A 17,914-nucleotide genomic window follows, 5' to 3' on the forward strand; every position below is an offset into this window, starting at 1 on the left:
AGTCATGGGACTCGAAGAAAAGCTGCCGAGCGGTTTCCTGCTGACCACCGTCGAACAGGCCGCGGGCTGGGTGCGCAAGGCGTCGGTCTTCCCCGCCACCTTCGGCCTGGCCTGCTGTGCCATCGAGATGATGACCACCGGCGCCGGCCGCTACGACCTGGCGCGCTTCGGCATGGAGGTCTTCCGCGGATCGCCCCGCCAGGCGGATCTGATGATCGTCGCGGGCCGGGTCAGTCAGAAGATGGCGCCGGTTCTCAGGCAGGTCTACGACCAGATGCCGAACCCCAAGTGGGTGATCTCCATGGGGGTCTGCGCCTCCTCGGGCGGCATGTTCAACAACTACGCGATCGTCCAGGGCGTCGACCACATCGTCCCCGTGGACATCTATCTGCCCGGCTGTCCGCCACGGCCCGAGATGCTGATGGACGCGATCCTCAAGCTCCACCACAAGATCCAGACCTCCAAGCTCGGCGTCAACGCCGAGGAGGCGGCCCGCGAGGCGGAGGAAGCGGCGCTCAAGGCACTCCCGACGATCGAGATGAAGGGGCTGCTGCGATGAGCGACGCGAAGAGCAACGGCGCGAACACGCCGGGCAACGGCGTGAACGGTGCCCCGGCGAACGGCTCCGGCGAGGGCGGCGTCAACCCCGAGAAGGACCTCGGCGCCGCGAACCTCCCCGGCATGCGCGGCGACCACGGCGAGGAGATCCGGGTCCAGCGCGGCATGTTCGGCGCCAACAACGGCGGCGACACCTCCGGCTACGGCGGCCTGGTCCGCTCCGTCCGGCTCCCCGGTGCGGCCACCCGCCCCTACGGCGGCTGGTTCGACGAGGTCGCCGACGAACTGGAGGGAGCCCTGGAGGAACAGGGACTCGTCCCCGACAACGCCATCGACAAGACCGTCGTCGACCGCGGCGAGCTGACCTTCCACATCGAACGCGAGTACCTCGTCGCCGTCGCCCAGACCCTCCGCGACGATCCGGCGCTCCGCTTCGAACTGTGCACGGGCGTGAGCGGAGTGCACTACCCCGGCGACAAGGGCCGCGAGCTGCACGCCGTCTACCACCTGCGCTCGATCACCCACAACCGGTTGATCCGCCTGGAGGTCAGCGCTCCCGACGCCGACCCGCACATCCCGTCGCTCGTCTCCGTCTATCCCACGAACGACTGGCACGAGCGCGAGACGTACGACTTCTTCGGCCTGGTCTTCGACGGCCACCCGGCACTGACGCGGATCATGATGCCCGACGACTGGCAGGGCTTCCCGCAGCGCAAGGACTACCCCCTCGGCGGCATCCCCGTCGAGTACAAGGGCGCCCAGATCCCGGCTCCGGACCAGCGGAGGTCGTACTCATGAGCACGCACACCCCGTCCTCCGCCTCCGCGCGCGAGACCACCGAGGGCACCGTCTACACGGTCACCGGTGGCGACTGGGACGAGGTCGTCCAGTCCGCGGCCCGCGCCGACGACGAGCGCCTGATCGTCAACATGGGGCCCCAGCACCCGTCCACGCACGGGGTGCTCCGGCTCATCCTGGAGATCGAGGGCGAGACCGTCACCGAGGCCCGCTGCGGCATCGGCTACCTCCACACCGGCATCGAGAAGAACCTCGAATACCGCACGTGGACGCAGGGCACCACGTTCGTGACGCGCATGGACTACCTCACGCCGTTCTTCAACGAGACGGCGTACTGCCTCGCCGTCGAGAAGCTCCTCGGCATCGAGGACCAGGTCCCGGACCGCGCCACGATCCTGCGCGTGCTCCTGATGGAGCTGAACCGGATGTCCTCCCACCTGGTGTGCATCGCCACCGGAGGCATGGAGCTCGGCGCCACCACGATCATGATCTACGGCTTCCGTGACCGGGAACTGATCCTCGACATCTACGAGCTGATCACCGGCCTGCGGATGAACCACGCCTACATCCGCCCCGGCGGACTCGCCCAGGACCTGCCGCCGGGTGCGGTGGACCAGATCCGCGAGTTCGTGAAGAAGATGAAGAAGAACCTCCCGGAGTACGACAAGCTCGCCACCGGGAACCCCATCTTCAAGGCCCGTATGCAGGACATCGGCTACCTCGACCTGGCCGGCTGCATGGCTCTCGGCGCCACCGGCCCGATCCTGCGTTCGGCGGGCCTGCCGCACGACCTGCGCAAGACACAGCCCTACTGCGGCTACGAGACGTACGACTTCGACGTCCCGACCGCCGACACCTGCGACGCCTACGGCCGCTTCCTCATCCGCCTGGAGGAGATGCGCCAGTCGCTGAGGATCATCGAGCAGTGTCTGGACCGGCTCCAGCCCGGCCCGGTCATGGTCGCGGACAAGAAGATCGCCTGGCCCGCCCAGCTCGCCCTGGGACCGGACGGGCTCGGCAACTCCCTCGACCACATCAAGAAGATCATGGGCACCTCCATGGAGGCCCTGATCCACCACTTCAAGCTGGTGACCGAAGGCTTCCGCGTCCCGCCGGGACAGGCGTACGCGGCGGTCGAGTCACCCAAGGGCGAACTCGGTGTGCACGTCGTGTCCGACGGCGGCACCCGCCCCTACCGGGTCCACTTCCGCGACCCGTCCTTCACCAATCTGCAGGCCATGGCGGCGATGTGCGAGGGCGGCCAGGTCGCCGACGTGATCGTCGCCGTCGCGTCCATCGACCCCGTGATGGGAGGCGTCGACCGGTGACCACCAGTTCTTCGGAGCGGGGCGTCAGCCTGGGCATGCCCGAGCTGCCCGCACCCGGCTACCCGGACGACGTCCGAGCCCGGCTGGAGGCGGACGCGCGCGAGGTCATCGCGCGTTACCCCGACTCCCGGTCCGCGCTCCTGCCGTTGCTGCACCTCGTGCAGTCGGAGGAGGGCCATGTCACGCGCACCGGGATGCGGTTCTGCGCGGAGATGCTGGACCTGACCACGGCCGAGGTCACCGCGGTCGCCACCTTCTACACCATGTACCGGCGCAAGCCGTCCGGTGACTACCAGGTGGGCGTCTGCACCAACACCCTGTGCGCCGTGATGGGCGGCGACGCGATCTTCTCCGCCCTCCAGGAGCACCTCGGCGTCGGCAACGGCGAGACCACCGACGACGGCAAGGTCACCCTGGAGCACATCGAGTGCAACGCGGCCTGCGACTACGCGCCGGTGGTCATGGTCAACTGGGAGTTCTTCGACGACCAGACCCCCGAGAGCGCCAAGCGCCTCGTGGACGACCTGCGAGCGGGACGGCAGGTCGAACCGACCCGTGGCGCCCCCTTGTGCACCTTCAAGGAGACCGCCCGGATGCTGGCCGGCTTCCCCGACGAACGGGACGGGGCCGTCGAGGCGACCGGCAGCGCGGGCCCTGCCTCGCTGGTGGGGCTCCGGCTGGCCAAGGGGGAGACCGGCGCCGCGCGTGTGGTGCACCCGCGGGACGGCGGGCCGCACGACGAGCCACGGGACGGTGCGCCGGGGGACGCGGCGGTGCACGAGCCGTCACCGGCCGAGCACCTCAGCTCGCACGACGCGCCGCAGGACACATCGGCCTCCGACCCTGCGCACCCGGCCGGGCCCGTCGACGAGGAGGGGCAGTGATGACCTTGGCACCCGAGATCAACGAGACCAGCCCCGAGAAGCTGCTGGTACCCGTGCTGTCGGCCTTCTGGGACGAGGAGAAGTCCTGGACGCTGGACGTCTACCGAAGGCACGAGGGGTACGAGGGGCTCCGCAAGGCGCTCGCCATGTCGCCGGACGAGGTGATCGCCTACGTCAAGGACTCCGGACTGCGGGGGCGTGGCGGCGCGGGATTCCCGACGGGAATGAAGTGGCAGTTCATTCCCCAGGGCGATGGCAAGCCTCACTATCTAGTTGTCAACGCCGACGAATCGGAGCCCGGAACGTGCAAGGACATTCCGCTCCTCTTCGCGAACCCGCACAGCCTCATCGAGGGCATTGTCATCGCGTGTTATGCCATCAGGTCGTCGCATGCCTTCATCTATCTGCGTGGTGAAGTCGTCCCCATCCTGCGGCGGTTGCACTCGGCCGTGCGCGAGGCCTACGCGGCGGGCTACCTCGGCGAGAACATCCTGGGCAGCGGACTCGACCTCGAACTCACCGTGCACGCGGGCGCGGGCGCGTACATCTGCGGTGAGGAGACCGCACTGCTCGACTCGCTCGAAGGCCGCCGTGGTCAACCGCGGCTTCGTCCCCCCTTCCCTGCCGTCGCGGGCCTCTACGCGTGCCCGACTGTCGTGAACAACGTCGAGTCGATCGCGTCGGTTCCCGCGATTCTGAACCGGGGCAAGGAATGGTTCCGGTCGATGGGCAGTGACAGGTCCCCGGGCTTCACGCTCTACTCGCTCAGCGGCCATGTCGCGAGCCCCGGCCAGTACGAGGCCCCGCTCGGGATCACACTCCGCCAGCTGCTCGACATGAGCGGCGGCATGCGCCCCGGCCACCGGCTCAAGTTCTGGACGCCGGGCGGCTCCTCGACTCCGATGTTCACCGACGAGCACCTCGACGTCCCGCTGGACTACGAGGGCGTGGGCGCCGCCGGTTCCATGCTCGGCACCAAGGCCCTGCAGTGCTTCGACGAGACGACCTGCGTGGTCCGTGCCGTCACCCGCTGGACCGAGTTCTACGCCCACGAGTCCTGCGGCAAGTGCACGCCGTGCCGCGAAGGGACCTACTGGCTCGTCCAGTTGCTGCGGGACATCGAGGCCGGCAAGGGCGTCATGTCCGACCTCGACAAGCTGAACGACATCGCCGACAACATCAACGGCAAGTCCTTCTGCGCCCTCGGCGACGGCGCGGCCTCGCCGATCTTCTCCTCTCTCAAGTACTTCCGCGAGGAGTACGAGGAGCACATCACGGGCCGGGGCTGCCCCTTCGACCCGGCCAAGTCCACGGCCTGGGCGGACAAGCCCGCGGAGGTGACCGCATGACTGTGACCACCAGCGCTCCCACGGGAGGGGGAGAGGCGGCGGTCCCGCCGGAGGACCTCGTCACGCTGACGGTCGACGGCATCGAGATCAGCGTGCCCAAGGGCACCCTGGTCATCCGGGCCGCCGAACAGCTCGGCATCGAGATCCCCCGGTTCTGCGACCACCCCCTCCTCGCCCCGGCCGGCGCCTGCCGCCAGTGCATCGTCGAGGTCGAGGGCCAGCGCAAGCCCATGGCGTCGTGCACGATCACGTGTACGGACGGGATGGTGGTGAAGACCCACCTCACCTCGCCGGTCGCGGAGAAGGCCCAGAAGGGTGTGATGGAGCTCCTGCTCATCAACCACCCGCTGGACTGCCCGGTCTGCGACAAGGGCGGCGAGTGCCCGCTGCAGAACCAGGCCATGTCGCACGGCAACGCGGAGTCCCGCTTCGAGGGCCGCAAGCGCACGTACGAGAAGCCCGTCCCGATCTCCACCCAGGTGCTGCTCGACCGCGAGCGGTGCGTGCTGTGCGCCCGCTGCACCCGGTTCTCCAACCAGATCGCGGGCGACCCGATGATCGAACTGCTCGAACGGGGCGCGCTCCAGCAGGTCGGCACCGGCGAGGGCGACCCCTTCGAGTCGTACTTCTCCGGGAACACCATCCAGATCTGCCCGGTCGGCGCGCTCACGTCGGCGGCGTACCGCTTCCGCTCCCGCCCCTTCGACCTCGTCTCGTCGCCGTCCGTGTGCGAGCACTGCTCCGGCGGCTGCGCGACCCGCACGGACCACCGGCGCGGCAAGGTCATGCGGCGCCTCGCGGCCGACGACCCCGAGGTCAACGAGGAGTGGATCTGCGACAAGGGACGGTTCGCCTTCCGGTACGCGCAGCTCAAGGACCGGCTCGACACGCCGCTGGTGCGGGGCGAGTCCGGTGAGCTGGAGCCCGTGTCCTGGCCGGAGGCGCTTGAGGCCGCCGCCCAGGGCCTGCTCGCCGCGCGCGGCCGGGCGGGTGTGCTGACCGGCGGCCGGCTCACCGTCGAGGACGCCTACGCGTACAGCAAGTTCGCGCGCGTGGCGCTCGACACGAACGACATCGACTTCCGCGCGCGTGTGCACAGCGCCGAGGAGGCCGACTTCCTGGCCGCCCGGGTCGCGGGACACGGCCGTGACCTCGACGGCACGGGCGTCACGTACACCTCTTTGGAGAAGGCGCCTGCCGTCCTGCTCGTCGGGTTCGAGGCCGAGGAGGAGGCACCCGGCGTCTTCCTGCGGCTGCGCAAGGCCTGGCGGGGACACGGACAGCGGGTCTTCTCGCTCGCCACGCACGCCACCCGGGGTCTGACGAAGGCCGGCGGCACGCTGCTGCCCACCGCGCCCGGCACCGAGACCGAGTGGCTGGACGCCCTCGCGAGCGGGGTCGGGCTGGAGGAGGACGGTGTGCGGGCCGCCGAGGCGCTGCGCGCCGAGGGCGCGGTGATCGTCGTCGGTGAACGCCTGGCCGGTGTGGCGGGCGGGCTCACCGCCGCCGTACGGGCCGCGGCCGCGACCGGCGCCTCGCTGGCGTGGATCCCGCGCCGGGCCGGAGAGCGCGGCGCGATCGAGGTGGGCGCGCTGCCGTCGCTGCTGCCGGGTGGACGTCCGGCCACCGACCCGCGTGCGCGGGACGAGGTCGCCGCCGTCTGGGGCGTCGCCCAGCTTCCGCACCACTACGGCCGTGACACGGACCGGATCGTCGAGGCCGCGGCCACCGGCGAACTGCGGGCCCTGGTGGTTGCCGGTGTCGAGGTCGCCGACCTGCCCGATCCGGCACGCGCGCGTGAAGCCCTCGACGCGGTGCGCTTCCTGGTCTCGCTCGAACTGCGTCCCAGCGACATCACCGAGCACGCGGATGTGGTGCTGCCGGTCGCGGCGGTCGCCGAGAAGGCCGGCACCTTCCTCAACTGGGAGGGCCGGGTCCGCCTCTTCGAGGCCGCGCTCAAGCCCGACCAGATGACCCGCTCCCTGGCGCCCACCGACCTGCGGGTGCTCCAGATGCTCGCCGACGCCATGGACGTGCACCTTGGGCTGCCCGATCTGCGCACCGCGCGCGCGGAACTGGACCGGCTCGGCGCCTGGGACGGCCTGCGGGCCACCGACCCCCTGGCCATCGCCGCACAGTTGCCCCGCCCGGCCGCCGGGGAGGCCGTGCTCGCCGGCCACCGGTTGCTGCTCGACCAGGGCCGCCTCCAGGAGGGCGACGACGCGCTCGTCGGCACGCGGCACGCCGCACACGCGCGCGTGTCGGCCGCCACCGCCGCCGAAGCGGGCGTCGAGAACGGCGGCGTCCTGGCCGTGAGCGGCCCGTCCGGGACCGTCGAACTCCCGCTGGAGATCACCGAGATGCCCGACCGCGTGGTCTGGCTCCCGCTGAACTCCACGGGTGGAGGCGTCGCCTCCGACACCGGGGCGCTGCCCGGCACCCTCGTCCGCATCGGCCCGGCGACCCTCACCGCCGAAGCCCCCAAGGAGGTGGAGGCATGAGCCCGTACCTTGCCGCTGAAGACCTCTCGATGTTCGGCCGCGATCCCTGGTGGCTGGTCGTCATCAAGGCGGTGTTCTGCTTCGCCTTCCTGATGGTGACCGTGCTGTTCTCCATCGTCTGGGAGCGCAAGGTCGTCGCCTGGATGCAGCTGCGCATCGGACCCAACCGGCACGGCCCCTGGGGCATGCTCCAGTCGCTCGCCGACGGCATCAAGCTGATGCTCAAGGAAGACGTCATCGTCAAGCGCGCGGACAAGGTGGTCTACGTCCTCGCGCCGATCGTCGCGGCCATCCCGGCCTTCATGGCGATCGCGGTGATCCCCTTCGGGCCCGCCGGCAACGAGATCTCGATCTTCGGTCACCGCACCGCGATGCAGCTCACCGACCTGCCGATCGCGGCGCTCTACATCCTCGCGGTCGCCTCGGTCGGCATCTACGGCATCGTCCTCGCGGGCTGGAGCTCCGGGTCCACGTACCCGTTGCTGGGCGGCCTGCGGTCCTGTGCACAGATGATCTCGTACGAGATCGCCATGGGCGCCGCCTTCGCCTCCGTGTTCCTCTACTCGGGGTCGATGTCGACGTCGAGGATCGTCGAGCAGCAGCACGACCGCTGGTACATCCTGCTGCTGCCGGTCTCCTTCATCATCTACATCGTCACGATGGTCGGCGAGACCAACCGCGCCCCCTTCGACATGCCAGAGTCCGAGGGCGACCTGGTCGGCGGCTTCAACACCGAGTACTCGTCGATCAAGTTCGCGATGTTCATGCTGGCCGAGTACGTGAACATGGTGACGGTCTCGGCCGTGTCGACCACGCTCTTCCTCGGCGGTTGGCGGGCACCGTGGCCGATCAGCGGCTTCTGGGAGGGCGCGAACCACGGCTGGTGGCCGTTGCTCTGGTTCGTCGTCAAGGTCCAGCTGCTGCTGTTCTTCTTCATCTGGCTGCGCGGCACGCTCCCGCGCGTCCGCTACGACCAGCTGATGAAGCTCGGCTGGAAGGTCCTCATCCCGGTGTCCGTGGTCTGGCTGATGCTCGTCGCGACCGTACGGGCGCTTCGAAACGAAAACTACGGTTTCAGCGATATCGCCCTGTACGTCGTCGGCGGCGTCCTCGCGCTGCTGCTGGTGTCGTTCGTCATCGACACGTTCCGCGAGAAGACGAAGGAGGCCTCGCCGCCCGCCGAGGGGCCAGCCGCCTTCGACCCGATGGCGGGCGGATTCCCCGTACCGCCACTGCCCGGACAGACGCTGCCGCCGGTGCCGCGTCGCCGTTCGCGCGGGGAGCGGGAGCTGATTGTCAGTGGTGGGCCGGACACTGTCAGTGACGGATCTTCGGATGGAAAGGAGGCGTCCGATGGCTGAGGAGCCCAAGGAGACCAAGCCCGGTTTCCAGAACCCTGTGGCCGGCTTCGGCGTGACCTTCAAGGCCATGTTCAAGAAGCGGCTCACCGAGCAGTACCCGGAGCAGCAGAAGACCACGGCTCCGCGGTTCCACGGGCGGCACCAGCTCAACCGCCATCCGGACGGCCTGGAGAAGTGCGTCGGCTGCGAGCTGTGCGCCTGGGCCTGCCCCGCCGACGCGATCTATGTGGAGGGCGCGGACAACACGGAAGAGGAGCGCTACTCGCCGGGCGAGCGGTACGGGCGGGTGTACCAGATCAACTACGCCCGCTGCATCCTGTGCGGTCTGTGCATCGAGGCGTGCCCCACGCGGGCGCTCACGATGACGAACCAGTTCGAGCTGGCGGACTCCAGCCGCGCCAACCTCATCTACACCAAGGAACAGCTGCTCGCCGGCCTCGAAGAGGGCATGGTCGACACACCCCACGCCATCTACCCGGGGACGGACGAGCAGGACTACTACCGGGGCCTGGTGACGGAGGCCGCGCCCGGCACCGTACGCCAGGTCGCGGTGTCGAAGGGCGAGCAGCATCAATCGGCAGGCCCTTCGGGCGCGGCAGAAGAACAGGGGGCGGACGCATGAGCGCCCAACTCGCCGCCTACTCCACCTCCACCGGAGAGGCCTTCCAGTTCTGGGTCCTGGGCACCGTCGCGGTGATCGGCGCCCTGTGCACCGTCTTCATGAAGAAGGCCGTGCACAGTGCCCTCTGCCTGGCCGGCACCATGATCGTGCTGGCGGTGTTCTACCTCGCCAACGGCGCCTACTTCCTCGGGATCGTGCAGATCGTCGTCTACACCGGCGCGATCATGATGCTGTTCCTGTTCGTGGTGATGCTGGTCGGCGTGACCGCGGCGGACTCCCTGAAGGAAACCATCAAGGGCCAGCGCTGGCTGGCCCTTGTGTGCGGGCTCGGCTTCGGCATCCTGCTCCTCGCGGGCATCGGCAACGCGTCCCTGAAGGAGTTCAACGGCCTGGGCCAGGCGAACGCGAACGGCAATGTGGAGGGCCTGGCCGCCCTCATCTTCACCAAGTACGTGTTCGCCTTCGAAATCACCGGCGCCCTGCTCATCACGGCCGCGGTCGGCGCCATGGTGCTCACCCACCGCGAGCGCACCGAGCGCGCCAAGACCCAGCGCGAGCTGTCCGAGCAGCGCGTACGGGAGGGCAAGCACCTTCCGCCGCTGCCCGCGCCCGGCGTCTACGCCCGGCACAACGCGGTGGACATCGCGGGCCTCCTCCCGGACGGCACCCCGTCCGAGCTGAGCGTCAACAAGACGCTGCGCGACCGCGGTCAGATCCGTGACGTGTCCGACGAGGCGCTCGGCGATCTGAAGGCCCTGGAGCAGCGCACCGCCGAGCGCCTGGAGCGGACCGAGGGCAAGCGGTCGGCGCTCAAGAGGACCGAGGAGGCGTCGAAGTGAACCCGGTCAACTACCTCTATCTCGCCGCTCTGTTGTTCACGATCGGCGCGACCGGCGTGCTGATCCGGCGGAACGCGATCGTGGTGTTCATGTGCATCGAGCTCATGCTCAACGCCTGCAATCTCGCGTTCGTCGCGTTCTCCCGGATGCACGGCAATCTCGACGGCCAGATCATCGCCTTCTTCACGATGGTCGTCGCCGCCGCGGAGGTCGTGGTCGGGCTCGCGATCATCGTGTCGCTGTTCCGTACCCGCCATTCGGCCTCGGTCGACGACGCCAGCCTGATGAAGCTGTAAGGGGTCGCTGAATCGTGGAGAACCTGATTGCGCTGCTGATCGCGGCGCCTCTGCTCGGAGCGGCCGTTCTGCTGTGCGGCGGCAGAAGGCTGGACGCGGTCGGCCACTGGATCGGCACCGTACTGGCCGCTGCCTCCTTCGTGCTCGGCGTCGTCCTCTTCGCCGACATGCTGGGGAAGGGCGCCGACCACCGGACCCTGACGGAGCACCTGTTCAGCTGGGTCCCGGTGGCCGGCTTCCAGGCCGACGTCACCTTCCGGCTCGACCAGCTCTCGATGACGTTCGTCCTGCTGATCACCGGCGTCGGCTCGCTCATCCACCTGTACTCGGTCGGGTACATGGAGCACGACGAGCGCCGGCGCCGCTTCTTCGGCTATCTGAACCTGTTCCTCGCGGCGATGCTGCTGCTCGTCCTCGCCGACAACTACCTGCTGCTGTACGTCGGCTGGGAGGGCGTGGGTCTCGCCTCGTATCTGCTGATCGGCTTCTGGCAGCACAAGCCGAGCGCGGCGACCGCGGCGAAGAAGGCGTTCCTCGTCAACCGCGTCGGCGACATGGGCCTGTCGATCGCGATCATGCTGATGTTCACGACGTTCGGGACCTTCGCCTTCGGGCCGGTCCTGAGTCACGTCGGTAATGCCGGCGAGGGCAAGCTCACCGCCATCGCCCTGATGCTGCTGCTCGCCGCGTGCGGCAAGTCGGCCCAGGTGCCGCTGCAGTCCTGGCTCGGGGACGCGATGGAGGGCCCGACCCCGGTCTCCGCCCTCATCCACGCCGCGACCATGGTGACCGCGGGCGTGTACCTCATCGTCCGCTCCGGCGCGATCTTCAACGCCGCGCCCGACGCACAGCTGGTCGTCACCGTCGTCGGCGCCGTCACGCTCCTCTTCGGTGCGATCGTCGGTTGCGCGAAGGACGACATCAAGAAGGCACTGGCCGGTTCGACCATGTCGCAGATCGGCTACATGGTGCTGGCCGCGGGCCTCGGCCCCATCGGCTACGTTTTCGCGATCATGCACCTGGTGACGCACGGCTTCTTCAAGGCCGGGCTGTTCCTCGGTGCCGGTTCGGTCATGCACGGCATGAACGACGAGGTCGACATGCGCAGGTACGGCGGCCTCAGGAAGTACATGCCGGTCACCTTCGTGACCTTCGGCCTCGGCTACCTCGCCATCATCGGCTTCCCGGGCCTGTCGGGCTTCTTCTCCAAGGACAAGATCATCGAGGCGGCGTTCGCCAAGGGCGGCACCGAGGGATGGATCCTCGGCGGCGCGGCCCTGCTGGGCGCGGCCATCACGGCGTACTACATGACGCGCGTGATGCTGATGACGTTCTTCGGCGAGGAGCGCTGGCGTCATGCCGAGACGCCGTCCCCGGCCGAGCCCAGCGTGGAGCCCGCCGCCGAAACGCGCGGCGAGCACGCAGAGCCGCACCCGCACGAGTCACCCAAGGTCATGACGATCCCGATGATCGTGCTGGCCTTCGGCTCGGTGTTCGCGGGCGGGTTCTTCTCGATCGGCGACCGCTTTGTGCACTGGCTGGAGCCGGTCACCGGGCACGAGGAGGGCAACTCGCCGGTCAGCGCGCTGACGGTCACGGCCGCCACCCTGGTGCTGCTCGTCGTCGGCGTCGCCATCGCCTACGCCCAGTACGGTCGCCGCCCGGTCCCGGTCGTCGCCCCGCGCGGATCGCTGCTCACCCGGGCCGCCCGGCGCGACCTGCTCCAGGACGACTTCAACCACGTCGTCCTCGTCCGCGGCGGAGAGCACCTCACGCGCTCCCTGGTGTACGTGGACCACACCCTGGTCGACGGCGTCGTCAACGGCACGGCGGCCTCGGTCGGCGGCCTGTCCGGACGGCTCCGCCGCCTGCAGAACGGCTACGCGCGGTCGTACGCGGTCTCGATGTTCGGGGGTGCGGCGGTGCTCGTCGCCCTGACCCTGCTGATGAGGGCGGTCTGATAGCGATGTCCTTTCCTCTGCTGACAGCGACGGCGGTACTCCCGGCCGTGGGAGCGATCGCCACGGCCGCGGTCCCGGCCGCCCAGCGCACCGTCGCCAAGTGGCTGGCGTTGGTCGTCTCCCTCGCCACCTTCGTGCTCGCCGCGATCGTCGCCATCCGCTTCGAGCCGGGCGGCGCCCGCTACCAGTTCACCGAATCGCACGCCTGGATCAAGGACTTCGGGGTGCGGTACGAGCTGGGTGTGGACGGCATCGCGGTGGCGCTCATCGCGCTGACCGCGCTGCTGATCCCGTTCGTGATCCTGGCGGGCTGGCACGACGCCGACCCGTTGGAGACCGGAAGCCGCCGCTGGCGGCCGACGCAGGGCTTCTTCGCCCTGATCCTGGCCGTAGAGGCGATGGTGATCCTCTCCTTCGAGGCCACCGACGTCTTCGTCTTCTACATCTTCTTCGAGGCCATGCTCATCCCGATGTACTTCCTCATCGGCGGCTTCGGGGACCGGGCCCACGAGCACGGTGAGAAAGCGGCGTCCACGCAACGGTCGTACGCCGCGGTGAAGTTCCTCCTCTACAACCTGGTCGGCGGCCTGATCATGCTCGCCGCCGTGATCGGCCTCTATGTGCAGGCGGGGACCTTCTCGCTCCCCGAGATCGTGCAGGCAAGGGCGAGCGGCTCGCTCCACATGGCGACCAGCACCGAACGCTGGCTGTTCCTCGGCTTCTTCTTCGCCTTCGCGGTGAAGGCGCCGCTGTGGCCGCTGCACACCTGGCTTCCCAACGCCATGGGGGAGGCCACCGCCCCGGTCGCCGTGCTGATCACGGCGGTCGTCGACAAGGTGGGCACGTTCGCGATGCTCCGCTTCTGCCTCCAGCTGTTCCCGGAGGCAAGCAAGTGGGCGACACCCGCGATCCTCGTCCTTGCCCTGATCAGCATCATCTATGGGGCACTGCTCGCGGTCGGTCAGCGTGACATCAAACGGCTGGTCGCGTACGCGTCGATCTCGCACTTCGGCTTCATCATCATGGGCATCTTCGCGATGACCAGCCAGGGCCAGTCCGGCGCGACGCTGTACATGGTCAACCACGGGATCTCGACGGCGGCGTTGATGCTGGTGGCGGGCTTCCTGATCTCGCGCCGCGGCTCGCGTCTGATCGCCGACTACGGAGGCGTGCAGAAGGTCGCGCCGGTGCTCGCCGGCACGTTCCTGATCGGCGGCCTGGCGACCCTGTCCCTGCCGGGGCTCGCGCCGTTCGTGAGTGAGTTCCTGGTCCTGGTCGGCACGTTCACGCGCCACCCGGCGATCGGCATCATCGCCACCTTCGGCATCGTCCTCGCCGCGCTCTACACCCTCGTCCTCTATCAGCGGACGATGACGGGCCCGGTGAAGGCGGAGGTCGCCGAGATGCCGGACCTGCGCGTCCGTGAGCTCCTGGTCGTCGCCCCGCTGATCGCACTGCTGATCTTCCTGGGTGTCTACCCGAAGCCGGTCACCGACATCGTCAACCCGGCGGTGCAGCAGACCATGTCCGACGTACACCAGACCGACCCCAAGCCCGAGGTGGAGGCGGCCAAGTGAGCACAGCAGTCGTCCACAGCCTGTGGACAACCGCGGCCGATCCGATCTCGAAGATCGACGCGCCGAAGATCGAGTACGGCCAGTTGTCACCCACGTTGATCGTCATCGGCGCGGCGCTCGTCGGGGTGCTGATCGAGGCGTTCGTCCCGCGCAAGTCCCGCTACTACGCCCAGGTCTTCGTGTCGGTCGTCGCGCTCACCGCCGCGTTCGCCGCGGTCGTGGCGCTCGCGGCGGGCGGGTACGGCACCACGAAGGCGCACATCGCCGCGATGGGCGCGATCGCGGTCGACGGACCGTCCCTCTTCCTTCAGGGGACGATCCTGCTGTCCGGCCTGCTCGGCGTGTTCACCTTCGCCGAGCGGCGCCTCGACCCGGCCGCGCACGGCAACCGCGTCGACTCGTTCGCCGCCCAGGCCGCGTCCGTGCCGGGCAGCGAGAGCGAGAAGGCGGCCGTGAAGGCCGGATTCACGACGACCGAGGCGTTCCCGCTGCTGCTGTTCGCGGTGGGCGGCATGCTCGTCTTCCCCTCGGCGAACGACCTGCTGACCCTGTTCGTCGCCCTGGAGGTCTTCTCGCTGCCGCTGTACCTGCTGTGCGCCCTGGCCCGACGCAAGCGGCTCATGTCGCAGGAGGCCGCGGTCAAGTACTTCCTGCTCGGCGCGTTCGCCTCCGCGTTCACGCTGTTCGGCATCGCGCTGCTGTACGGGTACGCCGGCTCGGTGTCGTACGCGAGGATCGCGCAGGTCGTCGACGGCACGGTCACGAATGTCGACCCGGCGCTCGCGGGCACCATGGGCAATGACGCGCTGCTGCTCGTCGGCGCCGCGATGATCGTGACGGGCCTGCTGTTCAAGGTGGCCGCAGTGCCGTTCCACATGTGGACGCCGGACGTGTACCAGGGCGCGCCGACCCCTGTGACCGGTTTCATGGCGGCGGCGACCAAGGTGGCCGCGTTCGGCGCGCTGCTGCGCCTGCTGTACGTGGTCCTGCCGGGAATGCGCTGGGACTGGCGGCCGGTGTTGTGGGCGGTCGCCATCGTCACCATGCTGGGCGGCGCGATCGTCGCGATCACGCAGACCGACATCAAGCGGCTGCTGGCGTACTCGTCGATCGCGCACGCCGGGTTCATCCTCGCGGGTGTCATCGCGACGACACCGGACGGCGTGTCCTCGGTCCTCTTCTACCTGGGCGCGTACTCGTTCGTGACGATCGGCGCCTTCGCCGTGGTGACGCTCGTCCGGGACGCGGGCGGCGAGGCGACCCACCTGTCCAAGTGGGCCGGTCTCGGGCGCAGGTCACCGCTGGTGGCGGCCGTGTTCGCGGTGTTCCTCCTGGCCTTCGCGGGCATCCCGCTGACTTCCGGCTTCGCCGGGAAGTTCGCCGTGTTCAAGGCGGCGGCGGAGGGCGGGGCGGCGCCGCTGGTCGTGATCGGTGTGATCTCGTCGGCGGTCGCGGCGTTCTTCTACATCCGGGTGATCGTCCTGATGTTCTTCAGCGAACCGAGCCCCGAGGGCCCGACGGTGGCGGTGCCCTCGCCGCTGACGATGACGGCGATCGGGGTGGGCGTGGCGGTCACGCTGGTGCTGGGTGTGGCTCCGCAGTACTTCCTGGACCTGGCGAGCCAGGCGGGCGTGTTCGTGCGCTGACGAGCCCGCGCCGACACGCGACGGCCCGACACCCGCTCGGGGGGTGCCGGGCCGTCGCGTTCTTCGTCCTCGATCCAAGCCTGCTCGATCCAAGCCTGCTCGATCCAAGCCTGTGGATAACTCCGGGCCTGTCGGCGCCGCCCCCTATCGTGGATGCAGTGGTCGAGAGACGACGTACGGGGGACGGGCGATGGACGGGACGGGTGTGATGACCGAGGCGGGCGTGATGACGGCACCAGGTGGCAGCGAGGCGCTGGCAACGCTGCACCGGGTGTTCGGGTACGACGCGTTCCGCGGTGAGCAGGAAGCGATCGTCGAGCACGTGGTGACCGGCGGCGACGCCGTCGTCCTCATGCCGACCGGCGGCGGCAAATCGCTGTGCTACCAGATCCCGGCCCTGGTCAGACCCGGCACGGGCGTGGTGGTCTCCCCACTGATCGCACTGATGCAGGACCAGGTGGACGCGCTGCGGGCGCTCGGCGTGCGCGCCGGGTTCGTCAACTCCACACAGGACTTCGACGAGCGGCGCGTGGTGGAGGCGGAGTTCCTGGCCGGTGAGCTGGACCTGCTCTATCTGGCCCCGGAGCGGCTGCGCCTGGAGTCCACCCTCGACCTGCTCTCCCGCGGCAGGATCTCGGTGTTCGCGATCGACGAGGCGCACTGTGTCTCGCAGTGGGGCCATGACTTCCGGCCCGACTACCTCGCACTGTCCCTGCTGGGCGAGCGCTGGCCGGACGTTCCCCGGATCGCGCTCACGGCGACGGCGACGCGCGCGACGCACCAGGAGATCACCCAGCGGCTGAACATGCCGGGAGCCCGCCACTTCGTGGCGAGCTTCGACCGGCCCAACATCCAGTACCGGATCGTGCCGAAGGCCGACCCCAAGAAGCAGCTGCTGTCGTTCCTGCGCGAGGAGCACGCGGGCGACGCGGGCATCGTGTACTGCCTCTCACGGAACTCGGTGGACAAGACGGCCGAGTTCCTGACCCGCAACGGCGTCGAGGCGGTGCCCTACCACGCGGGCCTGGACGCGGGCACCCGCGCCGCGCACCAGTCCCGCTTCCTGCGCGAGGACGGTCTGGTCGTGGTCGCGACCATCGCGTTCGGGATGGGCATCGACAAGCCGGACGTACGGTTCGTCGCGCATCTCGACCTGCCGAAGTCGGTCGAGGGCTACTACCAGGAGACGGGCCGGGCGGGCCGCGACGGACTGCCGTCCACGGCCTGGATGGCGTACGGGCTGAACGACGTCATACAGCAGCGCAAGCTGATCCAGTCCGGGGACGGCGACGAGGCGTTCCGCCGCCGGGCCCAGGCGCACCTGGACGCGATGCTGGCGCTGTGCGAGACGGCGCAGTGCCGCCGTGGTCAGCTGCTCGCCTACTTCGGCCAGGAAGCCGAACAGGGCGGCTGCGGCAACTGCGACACCTGCCTGGTGCCGCCCGACACCTGGGACGGCACGATCGCGGCGCAGAAGGTGCTGTCCACGGTGTGGCGGCTGGACCGGGAGCGGCGGCAGAAGTTCGGCGCGGTGCAGATCGTCGACATCCTGCTGGGCCGGCGCACGGCCAGGGTCATCCAGTTCGACCACGATCAGTTGTCGGTGTTCGGCATCGGCGAAGAGCTGGACGAGGGCGAATGGCGGGGTGTCGTCCGCCAGCTGCTCGCGCAGGGGCTGCTCGCGGTCGAGGGCGAGTACGGGACGTTGGGGCTGACCGAGGCCAGCGGGGCGGTGCTGCGGCGGGAGCGTGAGGTGCCGCTGCGCAAGGAGCCGAAGAAGCCCACGGTCGCGCGGTCCGCGGCCCCGAAGAGCGAGCGCGCGCCGAAGACCGCGGTCGAGCTTGCGCCCGAGCTGCTCCCCGTCTTCGAGGCGCTGCGCTCCTGGCGCGCGGCCCAGGCAAAGGAACAGGGCGTACCGGCATATGTGATCTTCCACGACGCGACGCTTCGTGAGATCGCGACCGTCCGCCCCACGACGGTGACGGAACTCGGCACGATCAGCGGAGTGGGAGAGAAGAAACTCGCCACATACGGCGAGGGAGTGCTCGGGGTGCTGGCTTCTCTGGACGGCGGTCCCGCACCCGACGAGGGCCCGGACCAGGAGTGGCCCGAGCCCGAGCCCGAGCCGGAGCCGGAGCCGGAGCCGGAGGACTGGATATAAGTGCGGCCACGCAGGGGCGGCAGCGGCACCGCC

Annotated in this window: 14 protein-coding genes; all 14 read left to right on the top strand. The window is 69.2% G+C overall.

Annotated elements, in window-relative coordinates; all coding sequences use genetic code 11:
• The first annotated feature begins 4 nt into the window (after nucleotides 1–4).
• Nucleotides 5–559: a NuoB/complex I 20 kDa subunit family protein gene (locus Q2K21_RS02850; RefSeq protein ID WP_023547484.1), complete on the top strand. Its 555-nt coding sequence runs from the start codon at nucleotides 5–7 to the stop codon at nucleotides 557–559.
• A complete protein-coding gene (locus Q2K21_RS02855) occupies nucleotides 556–1,356 on the top strand; it encodes an NADH-quinone oxidoreductase subunit C (protein WP_310763803.1) in 801 nt (266 codons plus the stop codon). The genes Q2K21_RS02850 and Q2K21_RS02855 overlap by 4 nt, the downstream gene beginning before the upstream one ends.
• Nucleotides 1,353–2,684, top strand: coding sequence for an NADH-quinone oxidoreductase subunit D (locus Q2K21_RS02860; protein ID WP_310763805.1), 1,332 nt, complete (start codon nucleotides 1,353–1,355; stop codon nucleotides 2,682–2,684). The genes Q2K21_RS02855 and Q2K21_RS02860 overlap by 4 nt, the downstream gene beginning before the upstream one ends.
• On the top strand, nucleotides 2,681–3,568 hold the full coding sequence (gene nuoE, locus Q2K21_RS02865) for an NADH-quinone oxidoreductase subunit NuoE (protein WP_310763807.1): 888 nt from the start codon (nucleotides 2,681–2,683) through the stop codon (nucleotides 3,566–3,568). The genes Q2K21_RS02860 and nuoE overlap by 4 nt, the downstream gene beginning before the upstream one ends.
• Nucleotides 3,565–4,917, top strand: a complete 1,353-nt coding sequence (nuoF, locus tag Q2K21_RS02870) for an NADH-quinone oxidoreductase subunit NuoF (protein ID WP_310763809.1) — start codon at nucleotides 3,565–3,567, stop codon at nucleotides 4,915–4,917. Before nuoE ends, nuoF begins: the two co-directional genes overlap by 4 nt.
• A complete protein-coding gene (locus tag Q2K21_RS02875) occupies nucleotides 4,914–7,418 on the top strand; it encodes an NADH-quinone oxidoreductase subunit G (RefSeq protein ID WP_310763811.1) in 2,505 nt (834 codons plus the stop codon). Before nuoF ends, Q2K21_RS02875 begins: the two co-directional genes overlap by 4 nt.
• A complete protein-coding gene (gene nuoH / locus Q2K21_RS02880; protein ID WP_310763814.1) occupies nucleotides 7,415–8,779 on the top strand; it encodes an NADH-quinone oxidoreductase subunit NuoH in 1,365 nt (454 codons plus the stop codon). The genes Q2K21_RS02875 and nuoH overlap by 4 nt, the downstream gene beginning before the upstream one ends.
• A complete protein-coding gene (gene nuoI / locus Q2K21_RS02885; RefSeq protein WP_310763816.1) occupies nucleotides 8,772–9,401 on the top strand; it encodes an NADH-quinone oxidoreductase subunit NuoI in 630 nt (209 codons plus the stop codon). Before nuoH ends, nuoI begins: the two co-directional genes overlap by 8 nt.
• Nucleotides 9,398–10,240 (top strand): NADH-quinone oxidoreductase subunit J, encoded by an 843-nt coding sequence (locus tag Q2K21_RS02890; protein ID WP_310763818.1) that lies wholly within the window; start codon nucleotides 9,398–9,400, stop codon nucleotides 10,238–10,240. Before nuoI ends, Q2K21_RS02890 begins: the two co-directional genes overlap by 4 nt.
• Nucleotides 10,237–10,536: an NADH-quinone oxidoreductase subunit NuoK gene (gene nuoK, locus Q2K21_RS02895; protein ID WP_028420845.1), complete on the top strand. Its 300-nt coding sequence runs from the start codon at nucleotides 10,237–10,239 to the stop codon at nucleotides 10,534–10,536. Before Q2K21_RS02890 ends, nuoK begins: the two co-directional genes overlap by 4 nt.
• A 14-nt stretch (nucleotides 10,537–10,550) precedes the next feature.
• Nucleotides 10,551–12,497: an NADH-quinone oxidoreductase subunit L gene (gene nuoL / locus Q2K21_RS02900; RefSeq protein ID WP_310763829.1), complete on the top strand. Its 1,947-nt coding sequence runs from the start codon at nucleotides 10,551–10,553 to the stop codon at nucleotides 12,495–12,497.
• Between the two features lie 5 nt (nucleotides 12,498–12,502).
• On the top strand, nucleotides 12,503–14,074 hold the full coding sequence (locus tag Q2K21_RS02905; RefSeq protein WP_310763831.1) for an NADH-quinone oxidoreductase subunit M: 1,572 nt from the start codon (nucleotides 12,503–12,505) through the stop codon (nucleotides 14,072–14,074).
• Nucleotides 14,071–15,720, top strand: a complete 1,650-nt coding sequence (gene nuoN, locus Q2K21_RS02910) for an NADH-quinone oxidoreductase subunit NuoN (RefSeq protein WP_310763833.1) — start codon at nucleotides 14,071–14,073, stop codon at nucleotides 15,718–15,720. Before Q2K21_RS02905 ends, nuoN begins: the two co-directional genes overlap by 4 nt.
• Before the next feature lie 190 nt (nucleotides 15,721–15,910).
• Nucleotides 15,911–17,881 (top strand): DNA helicase RecQ, encoded by a 1,971-nt coding sequence (gene recQ, locus Q2K21_RS02915; protein WP_310763835.1) that lies wholly within the window; start codon nucleotides 15,911–15,913, stop codon nucleotides 17,879–17,881.
• Nucleotides 17,882–17,914: the final 33 nt, after the last annotated feature.

Source organism: Streptomyces sp. CGMCC 4.7035, assembly GCF_031583065.1.
GTDB lineage: Bacteria > Actinomycetota > Actinomycetes > Streptomycetales > Streptomycetaceae > Streptomyces > Streptomyces yaanensis.